The organism is Variovorax sp. KBW07 (assembly GCF_003852515.1).
Lineage (GTDB): Bacteria > Pseudomonadota > Gammaproteobacteria > Burkholderiales > Burkholderiaceae_C > Variovorax.
In genome coordinates, this window is the sequence record NZ_QAJK01000125.1 from 36,555 (window position 1) to 52,442 (window position 15,888).

Sequence of the window (15,888 nt, forward strand, 5' to 3'; positions counted from 1 at the left end):
GGCTTCATCCGCGTGTCTTGGGGAAAAGCCCCTGCGGCCGCAGCACCAGCACGACCAGGAACACGATGTGCCCGGCCCAGATGCCCCAGCCGGGGTCGAGGCGGAAGCCGATCTGCTGGGTGATGCCGAGAATCATCGCGCCCGCCAGCGTGCCCCAGAAGGAACCCATGCCGCCGATGATCACCGCCTCGAAGGCAAAGAGCAGCAGCAGTGGCCCATCCGATGGCGAAACGGTCGTGCGCATGCCTTGCAGCGCACCGGCGATGGCGATGAGCACGAAGGCAATGGCGGTCGCGAAGGCGTAGACCTTCTTGGCGTTCAGGCCCATCAGCTCGGCGATCTCGCGGTCGTCCGACACGGCGCGAAACGAACGGCCCAATGCCGTGCGCGCGAACAGCCATTGCAGCGCGCCGGTGGCCACGACCGCGATGGCCAGCACGGCCAGCGGCAGCACGCCGAGCGAAAGCGAATCGCCCAGCGTCACGCCTTGCGTGTTGAGTCCCCCGGTCTCGATGGCGCGCGGATCGGCGGAGAACAGCTCGAGCAGCAGGTTCTGGATGACGATCGACAGGCCGAAGGTCACGACCAGCGAAGGCAGCGGGTCTTTGCCGAGCGTGCCGTTCAGCACGTAGCGTTGCAGCGCGTAGCCGAACGCGAAGGCCACGGGCAGCACCGCGAGCGCAATCGCTGCCACGAGCCACGGTGCCGCATCGCCACCCGACACCGACACGCCCGCAATGACCGCGAACGCACCGAGGATGATGAAGTCGCCCTGCGCCGTATTGGTGAGCCGCATCACGCCGAACATCAGCGACTGGCCCAGCGCGAACAGCGTGTAGAGCCCGCCGAGCAGCACGCCCTGGACAACGGTTTCAAGCACGGGCGGCCTCCGCGATGCCGAAGTAGGCCTGCGAGATCTGCTCGCGCGTGAGGTCGCTCGATCTTCCCTGGAGCGACACGCGGCCTTCCTGCAGGCAGTAGATGCGCTGCGACACCTGGCGCGCCATGGTCACGTCCTGCTCGACGATGACGACGGTCATGCCCTCGCCGGTGATGGTCGGCATGGCGGCGTAGATCTCGCGGATGACGATGGGCGCGAGACCCAGCGAGAGTTCGTCGCACAGCAGCAGCTCGGGGTTGCTCATGAGCGCGCGTCCGAGCGCGACCATCTGCTGCTGGCCGCCCGAGAGCGACGTGCCGGGCTGGTGGCGCTTCTCGGCAAGGATGGGGAACAGCGCGTACAGGCGCTGCAGGTTCCACGGGCCCTTGCGGCCCGCCGTGGCGCCCATCAGCAGGTTCTCTTCCACGCTGAGGCTGGGGAACAGGCGACGGCCTTCGGGCACCATGGCCAGGCCGCGCCGCACGATCTCGCCGGGCGGCAAGCCACCGATGGACTCGCCCTTGAAGTGGATCGCTTCACGCGGGGCGCGGACCAGGCCGGTGAGGCTCTTGAGGAAGGTCGATTTGCCTGCGCCGTTGGCGCCGATGATGGCGACGAGTTCGCCTTGGGTCAGGGTGAAGTCGATGCCGAAGAGGGCTTGGGCGTCGCCGTAGAAGGCCTTCAGCGCGTGGGTGGAAAGCAGGGTATTCATGGCCGCTTCTCCTCTCGGTCTTGCTCCCTCTCCCGCTTGCGGGAGAGGGTTGGGGTGAGGGCCAGCGGCGATGACGAAGCGCGCGGCTGTTCAACGGCCGATGCCCTCACCCTAGCCCTCTCCCGGAGGGAGAGGGGACAACACGAAAAACAAACGCGGTTCATGCCTCCATCCCCATGTACACCCGCCGCACTTCCACATCATTCATCACCGCCCGCGGCTCCCCCTCCGCCAGCTTCTGCCCGAAGTTGATGACGAACAACCGGTCCGCCAGCGACAGCAATGCATGCACCACATGTTCGATCCAGATCATCGTCACGCCGCGCGCCTTGATGCGCTTGAGCTCGTCGACCAGCACCGCGGCTTCGGGTTCTGTCAGGCCGCCGGCGATCTCGTCGAGCAGCAGCAGTTGCGGCTTGGTCGCCAGCGCACGCGCCAGTTCGAGCCGCTTGCGGTCGAGCAGCGTGAGTCCGCCGGCCGGCTTGTTGGCATTCGCCATCAGCCCGGTCTGCGCCAGCACTTCATGCGCCGTCTGCCACGCCTCGCGCTCGGTCTGCTGCCCGCCGAAGCAGGCGGCGGTGACGAGGTTCTCGAACACGCTCATGTTGCCGAACGGCTGCGGCACCTGGTAGCTGCGGCCTATGCCCGCATGGCAGCGCTGGTGCGGCTTGAGCCGCGTCACGTCGCGGCCCGCGTATTCGACGCGGCCCGCATCGACGCGCACGTCGCCCGAGATCAGGTTGAACAGCGTGGTCTTGCCCGCGCCGTTGGGCCCGAGAATGCCCAGCGTCTCGCCCTCGGCCACCGACAGCGAAATGTCGTCGGTGACCTTGAGTGCGCCGTAAGACTTGCTCACGGCATGCAGTGCCAGCAGCGCCATGGTGCTTGCCTGCCTGCCGTCAGAGCAGCCGCAGCATGCCGCCGGCCGGGATGCTCCTGGCCGCCTCGTTGTTCACGATGGTCAGCTCGACCTTGTACTTCTTGCCCTTGCCCCACTGGCCCAGCACCAGCGGCGTCTTGCTGACGTTCTTGAACGGGCCCTGGCCGCCCCACTTCACCGGGCCGACCACGGAATCGATCGACGTCGCCGCCACCGCATCGCGCACGTCGCCGGCCTTGAGCGACTTCGAACGCGACAGCGCATTCGCCGCCACTTCGAACAGCGCATGCGCAAAGCCGATGGGCTGCGTCCACTGCTTTTTCGCACCGGCCTCGTAGGCCTCGGCCAGCGCCTTCGCGCTCTGCTTCGTGAGGCTCGACGTGAACGGATGCGACGGGCTCCACCACACCTCGGTCGACAGGCCGTCGCCCAGGTCGCCCAGCGCCTCGATCGCGCCGGGGAACAGCAGCGCCTTGCCCAGCGTGATGACCTTCGGCTTGAAGCCCTGCTGCCGCGCCTGCGTGAGGAAGGTCTTGGCATCGGGCGGAATCACCACGCCGGTGACGATCTCGACGCCCTCTTTCTTGAAGGCCGCAATCTGCGCGCTGAAGTCCTGCGTGCCGTTCTGGAAGCGGCCGGGGTCGGTGAGCGTGAAGCCCATCTGCGCGAGCGGCTTGGGAAAGCCCAGCTCCTTGTCGCCCCAGGCGTTGCCGTCGCCGTCGTTCGGGAACAGGCCGCCGACCTTCTTGTTGGTGGCGAGCGTCTTCCAGCCGTTGGTGAAATTGGCGATGACGTCTTCGAGGCCCCAGAACAGGTGGTACGTCCAGTTGAAGCCTTTCGCCGGATCGCCCTTGCGGCCGAAGAACCACGGCTGCCACGGCACCACGCTGGAGATGCAGGGCACCTCGTTGAGCTCGCATGCATCGCTTACCGGGTTGGCGGTTTCGGGCGTGCCCGCGGTGAGCACCAGCGCCACCTTGTCCTTGAGGATCAGGTCGTTCGCCACCTCGCCCGCGCGGTTGGGGTTCGACTGGCTGTCCTTCAGCACGATCTGTACCGCGTACTTCCTGCCGCCGACGCTGATGCCGTCCTTGAAGGCCGACTTCATCTGCTCGATGACCCATTTGTCGGCCTCGCCAAAGGGCGCGAGCGGGCCGGTCTGCGGCGACACGTAGCCGATCTTCAGCGTGTCGGCCGCGAAAACCAGCGGTGCCGCGCCCGAGGCCACGAGTGCGGCGGTGGCCTGCGTGAACTGTCTGCGATTGAATGTCATGGTTGTCTCCGTCTCTTGTGTTTGTGGTGCCGCGCTACAGGGGTTCTGCTCAGTCAGCGCACGAAGTGCGGCGGTATCTGCGCGTCGACGTTCACCCACACGCTCTTGACCTGCGTGTATTCGCGCATCGCATCGAAGCCCATTTCTCGGCCGTAGCCGCTCTGGCCGACGCCGCCGAAGGGCGAGCCGGGGTTCACGCGCTTGTAGCTGTTGATCCAGACCATGCCGGCGTGCAGGTCGCGCGCCACCTTGTGGGCGCGCTGCAGGTTGTTTGTCCACAAGCCGCTGCCCAAGCCGTAGTCGGTGCCGTTGGCAATCTGCATGGCCTCTTCGTCGTTCCTGAAGGTGAGCACAGTGACGAAGGGTCCGAAGACTTCTTCCTGCGCGACACGGTCCTTGTACGACTTCGCGCGCATGACCGTGGGCTCGACATAGCAGCCCTTGGCCAGATCGCCGCCGGGCGACTTGCCGCCCGCGAGCAGTTGGCCGCCCTCGCCTTGCGCCACGTCGACATAGCTGAGCACGCGCTCGCGATGCTGTGCGCTGGTGAGCGGGCCCATCTCGGTGTCGTCGTCGAGCGGGTTGCCCAGGCGTATGGATTTCGCGAGCGGAATGAACCGGTCGAGAAACGCATCGGCGATCTTCTCGTGCAGCATCAGCCGCGAACCCGCGATGCAGGCCTGCCCCTGGTTGTGGAAGATGGCCCAAGCACTGCCGTTCACCGCGGCCTGCAGGTTTGCGTCTTCGAACACGATGTTGGGGCCCTTGCCGCCGAGTTCGAGCTGCACCTTCTTCAGGTTGCCCGCGCTCGCCTGCACGATGCACCGCCCCGTCGCGGTGCTGCCGGTGAAGGCGATCTTGCCAATCTCCGGGTGCTCGGCGATGTACTGGCCCGCCACGCTGCCCAGGCCCGGCAGCATGTTGACCACGCCGGGCGGCAGGCCCGCTTCGGCCATCAGCTCGGCGATGCGCAGCGACGACAGCGGCGTGATCTCCGCCGGCTTCATCACGATGCAGTTGCCGGCCGCGAGCGCGGGCGCCATCTTCCAGCTGGTGAACATGAGCGGGAAGTTCCATGGCACCACCTGGCCGACGATGCCGACGGGCTCGCGCAGCGTGTAGTTGAGAAAGCCCTCTTCGACGGGAATGGTCTCGCCCTGGAACTTGTCGGCCATGCCGCCGAAGTAGCGAAAGCACGCGGCGGTGCGCGGCACGTCGAGCCGGCGCGAATCGCGGATGGGGTGGCCGGTGTCGAGCGATTCGAGGCGCGCGAGTTCTTCGGCGTTGGCTTCGATGAGATCGGCGAGCTTCAGCAGGATGCGGCCGCGGTCAGCGGCGGCCATGCGGCTCCACTTGGGGAACGCACGCTTTGCCGCGGCCACGGCCTTGTCGACGTCGGCCTTGCCGGCGAGTGCGACGTTGGCGATGGGCGTGTTGTCGTGCGGGTTCAGCGTGGCCAGGGTCTCGCCGGATTCGGCGTCGATGAAGCGGCCGTCGATGAAGAGCTGGTGGCGGATGGGCGTGCGAAGGCCTGCCGCGATGGCGATGTCATTGGGCTTCATGTTTTTGCATTCCTCCCTCTCCCCTTGGGGAGAGGGTTGGGGTGAGGGGGCAGCGGTGGCACGAACACCACCCTCACCCCAACCCTCTCCCGCTCGCGGGAGAGGGAGCCATTCAGAACTCGACCGGAATCTCCGGGCTCTCGCCCTTCTGGATCTCGTACACCAGGCTGGGCGAGCCGTTCTCCCACACCAGCAGCATCGAGCGCTTCGGGCTGAAGCCCTGGTGGCGGCAGTAGGCGGGCATGGCGGCCATGTCGCCGGCCTTCATGATCACGCGGGCCATGGGCCTGCCGGTGTTCTTGTCGCCGCAGTCCCAGTGGATCTCGTCGGTCATCTGGAAGAACCACTCGACACGGTCGTTGCCGTGGATGATCGGCAGGATGTGCTCTTCGGTCGTCGGGCACATGTAGCTGTGCTTCACCACCGAGGTGAAGCTCGGGTTCCACGTGACCTGCGAACGGCTCAGGAAGCCGAAGAGATTGAAGGCATGCACGTCGTTCTCGAAGCCGGGCTCGGGGTGCAGCTCGGGTTGGCCCTGCGGCACGTCGGCAAAAGCGCGGTTGACCGGTGCGCCGCGCTCGTCGCTGCGCAGGTCCAGGTCGCCCTTCAGGCCCACGCAGCGCTTGGCCAGCTCGCGCGCCCGGGTGATCTTGGCGGTGTTGTTGCCCTTCTTGCGGCCGTAGGGCGAGCCGGTTTCCTGCGGCGCGGCGAAAGGGTCGAAGCTTTCGTTGGTCCAGTCGTCGAGCATGGCTTCGAAGGTGGCGCGGATCTGCGCGGTCGGGAAGTTCTCGAGCAGGTCGATGCCCGCGTCCTTCATGGTGCCGTTGAAGCTGCCGGCATACAGGTCGACCGACTCGTAGTGGTTGACGGTGCCGAACACGTCGTCGAAGTTGACCCAGCCGTAGAAGAAGCCCCAGGCCACGTCGCGCATCAGCGCGCGCAGGTAGCTGCCGGCGTCCATGGTGTGGCTCATGGGGCGGCCGTCGCGGGTCTTCCAGCCGATGTGCACGAAATATTCGTCGCGGCGAAAGCTGAAGCTGCCGAGCGAAAAGTCCTTGTAGCCGAGCGTGGCGTCGGGCTGCGACGCGATCACCTTGGCGAGTTCTGCGGGTGCGTTCATGGTGTGTGGCTCCTCGGTGTTCGGTGCAATCAATGGGACTGGCAGATGTCGGCCCACTTTTCTACGGAGAGTTCGCCCTTGCAGCTCTGCAGCACGATCACGCCGGGGTCGCCGGCGGTGCGGAACTGGTAGGCGGTGTTCTTGGGCAGCAGGCCCTGGTGGCCGCGCGAGAGCTTCATCCAGCCCATCTTCTTGCCCTGCGGCTCGCCCTTGACGAGCACCGCGCCGTTCTTCTCCGTGTCGGCCACGGCCTGGCTTGCATCGAGCTGCACCAGGTGCACCTCGACCTCGCCGTCCATCACCAGCGCGAATTCGTCGTGCGCGCAGGTGAACCACGGCGAAGTGCCTTCGGCGCGAAGTGTCTCCAGCACGTAGATCTGGTTCTGGCCGAACACCACCTTCTCGTACGGCTTGCTGGTGCTGGCTATTTCGAAGCAGTTGGAAAACGCGTAGTGGCGAACGTCGTCGTCGATGGGTTCGACGTGGCCCTTCTCGAAGTGCTTGAGCGACCCGAAGCGGGTCTTGTACGCAGTGGAAGCGGTGGAAGCGGTGGTGCTGGTCATGGCGTGTCTCCGGTTGTCTTCAGCGATGGGCGAACTCTAGGAGTCAACCGCCGCCACCGGTAGGGACCAGATTGGAAGAGGATTGTTCGGCGTCTCCGAACAATCGGCCGGGTTTACCCGCTCCCCGTGCCGCGCACGCTGCGTCGGGGCCCGGCGTGCTTCAGCCGCTGGAGCGGCTGAACTCGATCAGTTCCGCCGGGATCATTCCGCGCTCGATCAGCGTGGCGTCCCAGGGCGGCACGCGCGTGAAGCGCGTGGCGATGTGCTCGATGAAGAGCCGCAGCTTGAGCGCGTTGCGCGAGGTGCCCGCGTACACCGCGCTCAGCGAAAACGACGACAGCTGGTGCTCGGCCAGCACCACGCGCAGGTCGCCGCGCGCAATGGCATCGCCCGCCACCAGCGTCGGCAGGCAGACGATGCCGGCATGCTCCAGTGCATATTCGCGCAGCAGGTGCACGCTGTTGGTCAGCAGCGCGGCGGCAAGGTAGATGGTGGTCTGCTCGCCCTTGTGGTGAAAGGTCCAGCGGTCGCGCGTGGGGTAGCCCGAGTACAGGCCCAGCTTGTGGCGGTGCAGTTCGCGCGGCGTGACCGGCGCGCCGTGCTCTTCCAGGTAGGCCGGCGTGGCGCAGAGCACCCTGCGCACCGGGAACAACGGGCGCGACACCAGCTCCTGCGATGCAGCGGGGAATATCTGCAGCGCGCAATCGACGCCGGCCTTGACCGGATCGGCCACCGCGTCGCTCACGATCAGTTCGAGATGGATGTCGGGGTAGGTGGTCTGGAACTCGCGCAGCAGCGAGGCGAAGCGGCCCAGCACCATGCCGGTCAGCGCATGCACGCGCAACGTGCCCGAGGGTGTGCCGCGCGCGTCGCGCATCTGGTCGACGATGTCGTTGGCGCGGCCCACCAGCTCGGTGCAGTCGCGCAGGAAGGCCTGGCCCATGTCGCTGAGCCGCACCACGCGCGTGCTGCGGTGAAACAACGGCGCGCCCAGGAATTCTTCCAACTGCTTGACGCGCGTGGTCACCACCGAATTGGCCACGCGCAACTGGCGCGCGGCTTCCGCGAAGCTCTGGGTCTGCGCGACACGAACGAAAGTTTCAATGCTCTGGAGACGGTCCACGGCGGCACTGTACTGCGCCCACCTGTTTTGCGCGCCCCGGGATACGGGAAAAAGCCCGGCCCCGCCCGTTGCGGGCACGCCGAAACACCGTCATCCCTGTATCGGGGGGTTAACGGCCCCACTTACAATGCCTGCCGCATCACCCACCCCACACGAGGTCTTGTCCGCAATGCCCAAGAGCCCCCAGCCGCGCGCCCGTTTCAGCTTCTCCCCCACCGTGCGTGCCCTGCTCCTGGCCGCCGCGGCCTGCGGCGTGGCGCTTCCCGCGCTGGCCGCCATCGAGCATGAAGAAGTCGACAAGCTCATGCAGGCCGGCAAGCTCGACGAGGCCATGAACAAGGCCGAGGCCTTCCTGAAAGACAAGCCGCGCGATCCGCAGATGCGCTTCCTGAAGGGCGTGATCCAGCTGGACACCGGCAAGCGCGCCGAGGCCATTGCCGCCTTCACGCAACTCACGCAAGATGCCCCCGAGCTGCCCGAACCGTACAACAACCTGGCCGTGATCTACGCCAGCCAGAACCAGTTCGACAAGGCACGCGGCGCGCTCGAAAGCGCGATTCGCACCAACCCCAGCTACGCCACCGCCCAGGAAAACCTCGGCGACGTGTATGCACGGCTCGCCAGCCAGGCCTACAGCAAGGCCCTGCAGCTCGACCAGAACAACACCGCCGTGCAGCCCAAGCTGGCGGTGATTCGCACCCTCTTCACCCCCACGCCGCCCGGCACCAGGCCGACGGCGCTGGTGGCCGCCGCTTCGCCGGCACCGGCACCCGTGGCCAAGGCGCCTGCACCGGCGCCAGCGCCTGCTGCTCCTGCGGCGAAGGTGGCGGCAGCGCCCGCACCTGTGGCGGCAGCGCCCGCACCTGTGGCGGCAGCGCCCGCACCTGTGGCGGCAGCGCCCGCACCTGTGGCGGCTCCGGCCAAGGCGCCTGAAGCGGCACCTCCTGCGCCAGCCCCGGCTCCCGCCGCACAGGCTGCCGCGGCGCATGCCCCCGCATCCACGGCCGAGGTCGAATCCGCCGTGCGCGCCTGGGCTTCGGCGTGGGCCAGCCAGGACATGGACCGCTACCTTGCCGCCTATGGCGCCGACTTCTCACCCGGCGGTGGCCAGAACCGCAAGAGCTGGGAACAAGACCGCCGTGCGCGCATCGTCGGCAAGTCGAGCATCAGCGTGAACCTCGAAAACCTGGTGATCAAGGTCGACGGGGACAACGCCACCGCCAAGTTCCGGCAGATCTATCGCGCCGACAACCTCAACGTCTCGAGCCGTAAAACGCTCGACATGCAGCGCTCCGGCAACCAGTGGCACATTCGCAAGGAAAGCGTCGGCGGCTAGTGACAGTCATCGTCCGGCACGGCCGGCTTCAGAACCCTCCGTTCCGTCTGCGCAGCGGGAACCACACGCTCGCCGCGCTGCTGCTCACCGCATCGGCGCTGATGCTCGCGGCCCCCGTTGCCGCGCAGGCTTCGAACAAGCCGGCCAGCAGCAAGACCAGCAGCAACAGCAGCAACGCCAAGGCAACCAGCAAGGCCGGCGGCAGCCGCGCCACCGCGCACGGCGCCAGCGGCCGCTCGCCGTCCGCCAGGGAAGCGCGCGAAGCCAAGGGTGGCAAGGCCGTCCAGGCCAAGGGCAAGAAGGCCGTTGCCTCCGACGGCAAGAAAATCGCCGCAACTGCCGCACTTGCCGCTGCCTCAGAAAGCAGGACTGCCGCGGCCAAGCCCGCACGCCGTACCGGTGCCCCGGCCTCCATCCAGGAAGCCAGCAGCGCCGAAGCACGCCTCATCGCGGTCTACGAAATGTTCGGCCGCGGCCAGGCCCGTCCCGCGCTGGCCAAGGCGCGCGACCTCGTGCGCGACTACCCGAACTTCCAGCTGGCGCAGCTCGTCTACGGCGACCTGCTCGCGGCGCAAGTGCCGCCTTCGAATTCGCTTCCCGACACCGCCGGCATCGCGAAGATGCGCGGCAACCCGGCCATGGCCGAGCTGCACGAAGAATCGCGCCGCCGCCTGCAGGCCCTGCGCGAGCGGCCACCGGCCGGCACCGTGCCTTCGCAATTCCTGGCGCTCTCGACCCGCAGCCGCTACGCCATTGCCATCGATGCCTCGCGCTCGCGCCTGTACCTGTTCGAGAACTCCGACAAGGGCCTGAAGCTCACGGCCGACTACTACATATCGGTCGGCAAATCGGGCACCGACAAGTCCACCGAGGGCGACGCCCGCACCCCGCTGGGCGTGTACTACATCACCAGCAGCCTCGACCCCAAGTCGCTGAAAGACTTCTACGGCGCGGGCGCCCTGCCCATCAATTACCCCAACGCCTACGACGTGCGGCGCGGCAAGACCGGCAGCGGAATCTGGCTCCACGGCACCCCGCCCCAGCAGTTCGCGCGCGCGCCGCTGGCCAGCGACGGCTGCGTGGTCATGGCCAATCCCGACCTGAAGCAGCTATTGCGAAAAGTGCAAATCGGCGCCACTCCCGTCGTTACAGCGCGCAGCCTCCAATGGATTTCGCCGCCGCAGGCCGAAAAAGAAGCACAATCATTTACAAGTGCAATTGCAGCCTGGAAAGATGCAAGAGCCAGCGGAAATGAAGCGCAATTAAAGAAATTCTATTTACCGGATTTCCAGCGCAACAATAAAAAGACCACCGAGGGAATTTCCGCCCTCCGCGACGAAGTGGAATACGCCCAGGGCAAGCGTGTCCAGTTCAAGGATGTGTCGTACCTGCACTGGCGTGACGGCGACGACACCATGGTGGCTACCTTCGGCGAAGTATTCGAAGGCGAGAAGAGCGGGCGCACCCGGCGCCAGTACTGGCTGCGCCAAGGCAGCGAGTGGAAGCTTTTTCACGAAGAAATCCTGGGCTGAGGCCCTGTAGGCGACGAGGTCACACCTCCAACTCGTGACTTTTTGCTCACGCGCTACGCCTATTTTCAGTGTTACATCTGCCCCTTTGGGGCCTCGTGCTACGTAACGCGTAACGCGTTTGTTCCCGTAACACCCCCCTTTCGCGCGTTCCCGGCGCCGTAACGTCCCATCCCATCTTCATGGGAGGCGGCGTGTCATTCACAGAGGGAAAAATAGGTTTCCAAAGTGTTAACCAGCCCGGCGACCCGGCCCGCGGCATGGTCCACCACAGGCTGGCAGCCATCGTGCTTAGTTCTTTCGGCTAGCACACCTAGAGCTGAAGACTTGCGGGTTTCTCTTGTTGATACACGGAGTTACGCTGTATAACATCCACATCGTCAGTCTTTGTTAACACTTCCTGAAAGGGTAAATCATGCTTAGCTCTATTACTCGTTTTCTGCGCGACGAAGAAGGCGCTACCGCAATTGAATATGGCGTCATTGCGGGTTTGATTACGATTCTTTTGGTCGTCCTTTTCAACCCCAATGGGACCACTGGTTTTGCCGGCGCAATCAAGGGACTGTTCACGAATCTTGCCGCTCAATTGACCAAGGCGGTGCCAGCGAGCTGAGTCATGGCGGGAGTCGAGCTCATTTGGCTTCTCCCGGTCATCGTCTATGACTTCTACCAGCGCCGCGTCCCCAATTGGTTGGTCCTTGCAGGTGGTGCTTTGGCCTTGACAGCCCTCTCTCTCGGGCAACAACCGGTCGGTGTCGGGTGGACCGACGCGCTGGCCGGTGCTGCACTGGGGTTCGGTTTTCTTCTGCTCTTCTATGCCGTCGGCCTGATGGGTGCCGGCGATGTGAAGTTCGCAGGAGCACTGGGTCTGTGGGTGGGCTGGCAAGGGCTTCTGCCCATCTGGCTCGGCGCCAGCTTGCTGACGGGAATGCACGGCGTGCTCTGGCTGGCTCTTCAACGTTGGCCCTGGTTTCCCCGCGTGGCATTGGCGCTGTCGGGCAGGCCCAAGGAATCGGAGGACGGCAAGTCCCGCAAGCGCGTGATTCCCTACGCGGCGTATCTCGCAATCACTGCCGGCATTTGGATCGTCTGGGGCCGACAGAGCTGACCTTTCCAGGTCACCAGAGGCTCTCTCTTTCACCCATCGCCAGACAGCTCGTCTCATTGCCTCACCCCAACGATCATGATCCATCTCACGAAAATCATCGCCGCCGTCCTGGTGCTCCTGGCCATTGCGCTGGGTGGATACGCCTGGGTGCTCAGCAGCCAGCCTGCGCCACCGCCGGTCGCGGCGGCTCCCGTGGCGGCACCGGCCAAGTCCGAGTCCCAGGCCTACGCGGTCGTCGTCGCGAGCAAGCCGATTCCCGCCGGCAAAGTCATTTCCGCCGATGCCTTGCGCATCGAGCGCCTCTCCATCAATCCGGCGGGCGCATTCAAGGACACGGCCGCACTGGTTGGCCGCGTCCCCGTTCTTGACCTGGGAGAGGGAACTCCCTTGCAGGAAGGTCAGTTGGTCTCCGGCCTTGCCTTGCGCCTGAACGATGGCGAGCGCGCAGTTGCCGTCAAGGCCGACGAGTCCATGGGCGTGGGCAACAGGGTCCAGCCCGGAGATTTCGTCGACATCTTCGTCATGCTCAAGTCCGAAGGAAAGGATGTCGACCGGAGCCAGGCACGGCTGCTGCTCGCGCGCAAGCGTGTGCTGGCCTTTGGCTCGGCTTCCATCGACGGCCTGCAGTCGAAAACCGCGGACGGCGCCATGGCGCAATCCCAGCGTGCGGAGGTTGCACGCACAGCGGTGCTGGCCGTGCCGGTCGACGAAGTCAACCGGCTCACGTTGGGCGAATCGAGCGGGCGGCTCCTTCTGGCATTGCGCAACCCATCCGATATTTCGGAGCCCGACTCGGCGCTTTTTGCGGAACTGCCCACGGCGCTGCAGCCCGTCGCCAGCAAGCCAGGTGAGCCCCGCCGTGCCCCACTGACCGGCCTGGACAAGGCACAGGCGGGCCTCACTGTGGCCGACCTGGTGAGCGGTGGAAGTGCCCCCGGCACCGCCCGGCGAGGCAATGCCGTCAGTCAGATTTCGGTCAACCCTTCCGCCGCCCACGCAGGGACTGGCGCGCGCTCGGGCATCGAAGTCGAAGTGATCCGCGGCGAACGCAGCGAGACCTTGCGCTACTAGCCACCAAGCACTCCCCCAGTCATGACCCGTCACTGTCCCAGAAAGAAAACCATGCTCCTGCCCCGTGCGATGACGAAGTCAATCACTCGCCGCTCCACGACAGGCAATCACCGGCAACCGCTGCGCAGCCGGCTGGCAACCGGATGCGCCCTGGCACTCGGTATCTGGTCTCCGATTTTCGCGGCGGGCGTACCGGCGTCCCCGCAAGCATCGATGACGATGCTTGCCGGCACACAGCAAGAACTGCTGATCGACAAGGGTGTGGATCGCATCGCGATCGCAAACGAAACCGTTGTCGGCGTGACCGTGACGCGCAAGACGCCGGGTGCGCCCGGAGCGCGACTCATCCTCACGGGGAAGGCTCCTGGCAACACCACGTTGATGGTCTGGGAAAAAGGGCGCGCCGCGGCAACCATCTATGCGGTGGAAGTACAGCGCCGCGATGCGAAGCTGAATGGGAGCATGGACAGCGTTCCCGCATACCAGCAAGCCCGGGATACGGCACTGTCGAGTCACGCGGACAAAGCGGTCGTGACCGACAACTCTTCGGTGAACGTCCGCAGCCACACGGTGCAGGTCGAAGTCAAGGTTGTCGAGTTCAACCGCAGTGTCCTCAAGCAGGCCGGGCTGAACATCTTCAGCACGCGAGCCAACTCCAGCGGCTTCAGCTTCGGCGTATTCACGCCGTCTTCGCTGAAAAGCGCGAGCTTCAATCCAAACGGTTCGATCACGGGCGAATACAACAATCCGCTGGCACAGGCCTTCAGCCTGCTCTTCAACTTCAGCAAGGCGGGCATCGGCCTGAATGTCGGGTTCCTCGAAGGCAACGGCATGGCGCGTGTCCTTGCGGAGCCCACGCTCGTTGCCATGTCGGGCCAGAGCGCGAGTTTTCTGGCGGGTGGCGAATTGCCCGTCCCTGCACCGCAAGGCCTGGGCACGACAAGCATCGAGTACAAGCCTTTCGGCATCGGCCTGACGCTGACACCAACGGTGCTGTCCAACGAGCGGATCGTTCTCAAGGTCGCACCGGAGGCCAGCGACCTGGACTATGCAAACTCGCTGAGCATCGGCGGCGTTGCGGTCCCAGCAATCACCACGCGGCGAGCAGACACCACGGTGGAACTGGGCGACGGCGAGAGCTTCATCATCGGCGGACTGGTCAGCCGCACAACCTCGTCCAACTCCGACAAGGTTCCCCTGCTCGGCGACTTGCCGGTGCTGGGTACGTTCTTCAAGCAGAGCAAGTACCAGATGAACGAGAAGGAACTGGTGATCGTGGTGACGCCACACCTGGTGAAACCCATTGCGCGAGGCACGGACCTCGCTCCCTTTCTGCCAGGTGCCGCATCGGAGCAGCGCGATGGCGCCGTGTGGCGTTCCATCTTCCTGAACGACCCGACCAGCACCTCACTCCCGGGTTTCTCGCGCTGACTGGAGCGACGCGACCATGAACGCTCCACGCGACAGCATTCCCGAGACGGGCGCCGAAACCTATCTGTTCGCATCGAGTAACGGAAGTCACATCACCTGGCTGACCGATGCACTCGGACGCCTCGGCTCGGTGGTGGTGCTCGCTCCCGATACGAAATCGATAGACGAGCGCATCTCGCTTCTCGGTCCGGTGGCCGTGTTTCTCGACTTCTCGCCCGACCAGAGCACCACCGCAAGCCAGCTTCACCAGCGCCTGAAGCGCGACTGGCCCGCGCTGCCCGTGCTTGCGACCGGCGTCTCGGCCGAACCTGCCGCCATGCTGGCCGCGCTGCGCGCGGGCGTCGACGACTTCATCGACATATCCGCCCCTCCGCCCGAAGCAGTCAACACGCTGAAGATGCTGCTCGAGCGACGCAGCAGCCTGCAAAGCGGAACGCGCGGCTGCACGTTGGCATTGCTTGGGGCGCGAGCCGGGCTCGGTGTCACCACGCTGGGTGCCAGCCTGGCCTTGACGCTGAATGATCAATTGACGCAAACGCCAACGCGACCTCCGGGGCGCAGTGCCAGGCAAGGCGTCGCATTGCTCGACCTCGGCTTGCCGGCACGCGATGGCCTGCTTTATCTCGATACGCAGAGCGGCTTCAGTTTTGTCGATGGCGTGCGCAACCTGCGCCGACTCGACCAGACGCTGTTGCATACCGCGCTGGCGCATCACACCAGCGGTGTCGCGGTGCTGCCGCTGCCCTCCAGCCTTGCGCAGGTGCGCGAGATCTCGCATGCCGACTCGGTGGCATTGATCAAGCGTCTTGGAGACTTCTTCGACTTCCAGATTGCGGACCTGGGCGGTTTTTCCACCATCGACTTCGTGGCGCAGACGGTGCGCGAAGCGCAATGCAGCTGGGTCGTTTGTGACCAGAGCATCGGCGCGATCGTTTCCACCGCCACCATGCTCAAGGAACTTCGCACACGCGGCGTGGAGACCGAGCGCCTCTCGCTGGTGGTCAACAAGTTCGACAACCATGTGGGGCTGACGGCAAAGGACATTGCCGAGCGCTTGGAATTGCCGCTGCGGCACGTGCTGCCGGCGCGCGGCACCACGCTCCTGGCAGCGGCAAGCCGCGGCGAAATGCTGATTCGCACGGCGCGCAACGACCCGTATTCGCAGGCGGTCACGGGCATGGCGCGTGGCCTCTACCAGGAATACATGTCGATCGCAGGCCAAACGCCGGCCAAGGACCCCCGTTGGGTTGCATTGAAGTCGCAAATCTCCGGGCTCTGGAAGAGTTCAAGTGAAGGCTGA

The 15,888-nt window shown here is 65.4% G+C and carries 15 protein-coding genes; 7 read left to right on the forward strand and 8 right to left on the reverse strand.

Features of this window, described 5'->3' with window-relative positions:
* Positions 1 to 4: 4 nt before the first annotated feature.
* The 8 genes from DBV14_RS23830 to DBV14_RS23865 all read right to left on the reverse strand — a co-directional run bounded on the left by DBV14_RS23830 (position 5) and on the right by DBV14_RS23865 (position 8,113).
* Positions 5 to 880, reverse strand: coding sequence for a branched-chain amino acid ABC transporter permease (locus DBV14_RS23830; RefSeq protein WP_124462741.1), 876 nt, complete (start codon positions 878 to 880; stop codon positions 5 to 7).
* Positions 873 to 1,592 (reverse strand): ABC transporter ATP-binding protein, encoded by a 720-nt coding sequence (locus DBV14_RS23835; protein WP_124462743.1) that lies wholly within the window; start codon positions 1,590 to 1,592, stop codon positions 873 to 875. Before DBV14_RS23835 ends, DBV14_RS23830 begins: the two co-directional genes overlap by 8 nt.
* A gap of 160 nt (positions 1,593 to 1,752) precedes the next feature.
* A complete protein-coding gene (locus DBV14_RS23840) occupies positions 1,753 to 2,472 on the reverse strand; it encodes an ABC transporter ATP-binding protein (RefSeq protein ID WP_124462745.1) in 720 nt (239 codons plus the stop codon).
* A gap of 19 nt (positions 2,473 to 2,491) precedes the next feature.
* Positions 2,492 to 3,745 carry an ABC transporter substrate-binding protein gene (locus tag DBV14_RS23845; RefSeq protein ID WP_124462747.1) on the reverse strand — a complete coding sequence of 418 codons (1,254 nt, stop codon included), beginning with the start codon at positions 3,743 to 3,745 and terminating at the stop codon, positions 2,492 to 2,494.
* Positions 3,746 to 3,798: 53 nt separating this feature from the next.
* Entirely contained in the window at positions 3,799 to 5,262 is a 1,464-nt protein-coding gene (locus DBV14_RS23850; RefSeq protein ID WP_124462798.1) for an aldehyde dehydrogenase family protein, read from the reverse strand.
* A 157-nt stretch (positions 5,263 to 5,419) separates the two neighbouring features.
* A complete protein-coding gene (locus DBV14_RS23855) occupies positions 5,420 to 6,427 on the reverse strand; it encodes a hydroxyquinol 1,2-dioxygenase (RefSeq protein WP_124462749.1) in 1,008 nt (335 codons plus the stop codon).
* Positions 6,428 to 6,456: 29 nt separating this feature from the next.
* Positions 6,457 to 6,990, reverse strand: coding sequence for a hydroxyquinol 1,2-dioxygenase (locus DBV14_RS23860; RefSeq protein WP_124462751.1), 534 nt, complete (start codon positions 6,988 to 6,990; stop codon positions 6,457 to 6,459).
* A gap of 160 nt (positions 6,991 to 7,150) precedes the next feature.
* Positions 7,151 to 8,113: a LysR family transcriptional regulator gene (locus tag DBV14_RS23865; protein ID WP_124462753.1), complete on the reverse strand. Its 963-nt coding sequence runs from the start codon at positions 8,111 to 8,113 to the stop codon at positions 7,151 to 7,153.
* 169 nt (positions 8,114 to 8,282) lie between these two features.
* Here DBV14_RS23865 and DBV14_RS23870 point away from each other — a divergent pair, with 169 nt between their 5' ends.
* The 7 genes from DBV14_RS23870 to DBV14_RS23900 all read left to right on the forward strand — a co-directional run bounded on the left by DBV14_RS23870 (position 8,283) and on the right by DBV14_RS23900 (position 15,888).
* Positions 8,283 to 9,449, forward strand: a complete 1,167-nt coding sequence (locus DBV14_RS23870; protein ID WP_124462755.1) for a nuclear transport factor 2 family protein — start codon at positions 8,283 to 8,285, stop codon at positions 9,447 to 9,449.
* The gene (locus DBV14_RS23875) at positions 9,449 to 10,981 is read left to right on the forward strand and encodes a murein L,D-transpeptidase family protein (RefSeq protein ID WP_260397203.1); all 1,533 of its coding nucleotides are present in this window, start codon (positions 9,449 to 9,451) and stop codon (positions 10,979 to 10,981) included. Before DBV14_RS23870 ends, DBV14_RS23875 begins: the two co-directional genes overlap by 1 nt.
* Before the next feature lie 412 nt (positions 10,982 to 11,393).
* A complete protein-coding gene (locus DBV14_RS23880; protein ID WP_124462759.1) occupies positions 11,394 to 11,591 on the forward strand; it encodes a Flp family type IVb pilin in 198 nt (65 codons plus the stop codon).
* Positions 11,592 to 11,594: 3 nt separating this feature from the next.
* On the forward strand, positions 11,595 to 12,086 hold the full coding sequence (locus DBV14_RS23885; protein ID WP_124462761.1) for a prepilin peptidase: 492 nt from the start codon (positions 11,595 to 11,597) through the stop codon (positions 12,084 to 12,086).
* Between the two features lie 75 nt (positions 12,087 to 12,161).
* Positions 12,162 to 13,157, forward strand: coding sequence for a Flp pilus assembly protein CpaB (cpaB, locus tag DBV14_RS23890; RefSeq protein WP_124462764.1), 996 nt, complete (start codon positions 12,162 to 12,164; stop codon positions 13,155 to 13,157).
* Between the two features lie 57 nt (positions 13,158 to 13,214).
* Complete coding sequence (locus DBV14_RS23895; RefSeq protein ID WP_260397205.1) at positions 13,215 to 14,588, forward strand: type II and III secretion system protein family protein; 1,374 nt, start codon at positions 13,215 to 13,217, stop codon at positions 14,586 to 14,588.
* Between the two features lie 16 nt (positions 14,589 to 14,604).
* The gene (locus tag DBV14_RS23900; protein WP_124462766.1) at positions 14,605 to 15,888 is read left to right on the forward strand and encodes a MinD/ParA family protein; all 1,284 of its coding nucleotides are present in this window, start codon (positions 14,605 to 14,607) and stop codon (positions 15,886 to 15,888) included.

What these genes read in the sequence shown, in the direction of transcription:
- DBV14_RS23855 (WP_124462749.1), bottom strand. Translation starts at nt 6,427, where the DNA reads ATGAACGCACCCGCAGAACTCGCCAAGGTGATCGCGTCGCAGCCCGAC.
- DBV14_RS23835 (WP_124462743.1), bottom strand. Translation starts at nt 1,592, where the DNA reads ATGAATACCCTGCTTTCCACCCACGCGCTGAAGGCCTTCTACGGCGAC.
- cpaB (WP_124462764.1), top strand. Translation starts at nt 12,162, where the DNA reads ATGATCCATCTCACGAAAATCATCGCCGCCGTCCTGGTGCTCCTGGCC.
- DBV14_RS23845 (WP_124462747.1), bottom strand. Translation starts at nt 3,745, where the DNA reads ATGACATTCAATCGCAGACAGTTCACGCAGGCCACCGCCGCACTCGTG.
- DBV14_RS23900 (WP_124462766.1), top strand. Translation starts at nt 14,605, where the DNA reads ATGAACGCTCCACGCGACAGCATTCCCGAGACGGGCGCCGAAACCTAT.
- DBV14_RS23860 (WP_124462751.1), bottom strand. Translation starts at nt 6,990, where the DNA reads ATGACCAGCACCACCGCTTCCACCGCTTCCACTGCGTACAAGACCCGC.
- DBV14_RS23885 (WP_124462761.1), top strand. Translation starts at nt 11,595, where the DNA reads ATGGCGGGAGTCGAGCTCATTTGGCTTCTCCCGGTCATCGTCTATGAC.
- DBV14_RS23880 (WP_124462759.1), top strand. Translation starts at nt 11,394, where the DNA reads ATGCTTAGCTCTATTACTCGTTTTCTGCGCGACGAAGAAGGCGCTACC.
- DBV14_RS23840 (WP_124462745.1), bottom strand. Translation starts at nt 2,472, where the DNA reads ATGGCGCTGCTGGCACTGCATGCCGTGAGCAAGTCTTACGGCGCACTC.
- DBV14_RS23870 (WP_124462755.1), top strand. Translation starts at nt 8,283, where the DNA reads ATGCCCAAGAGCCCCCAGCCGCGCGCCCGTTTCAGCTTCTCCCCCACC.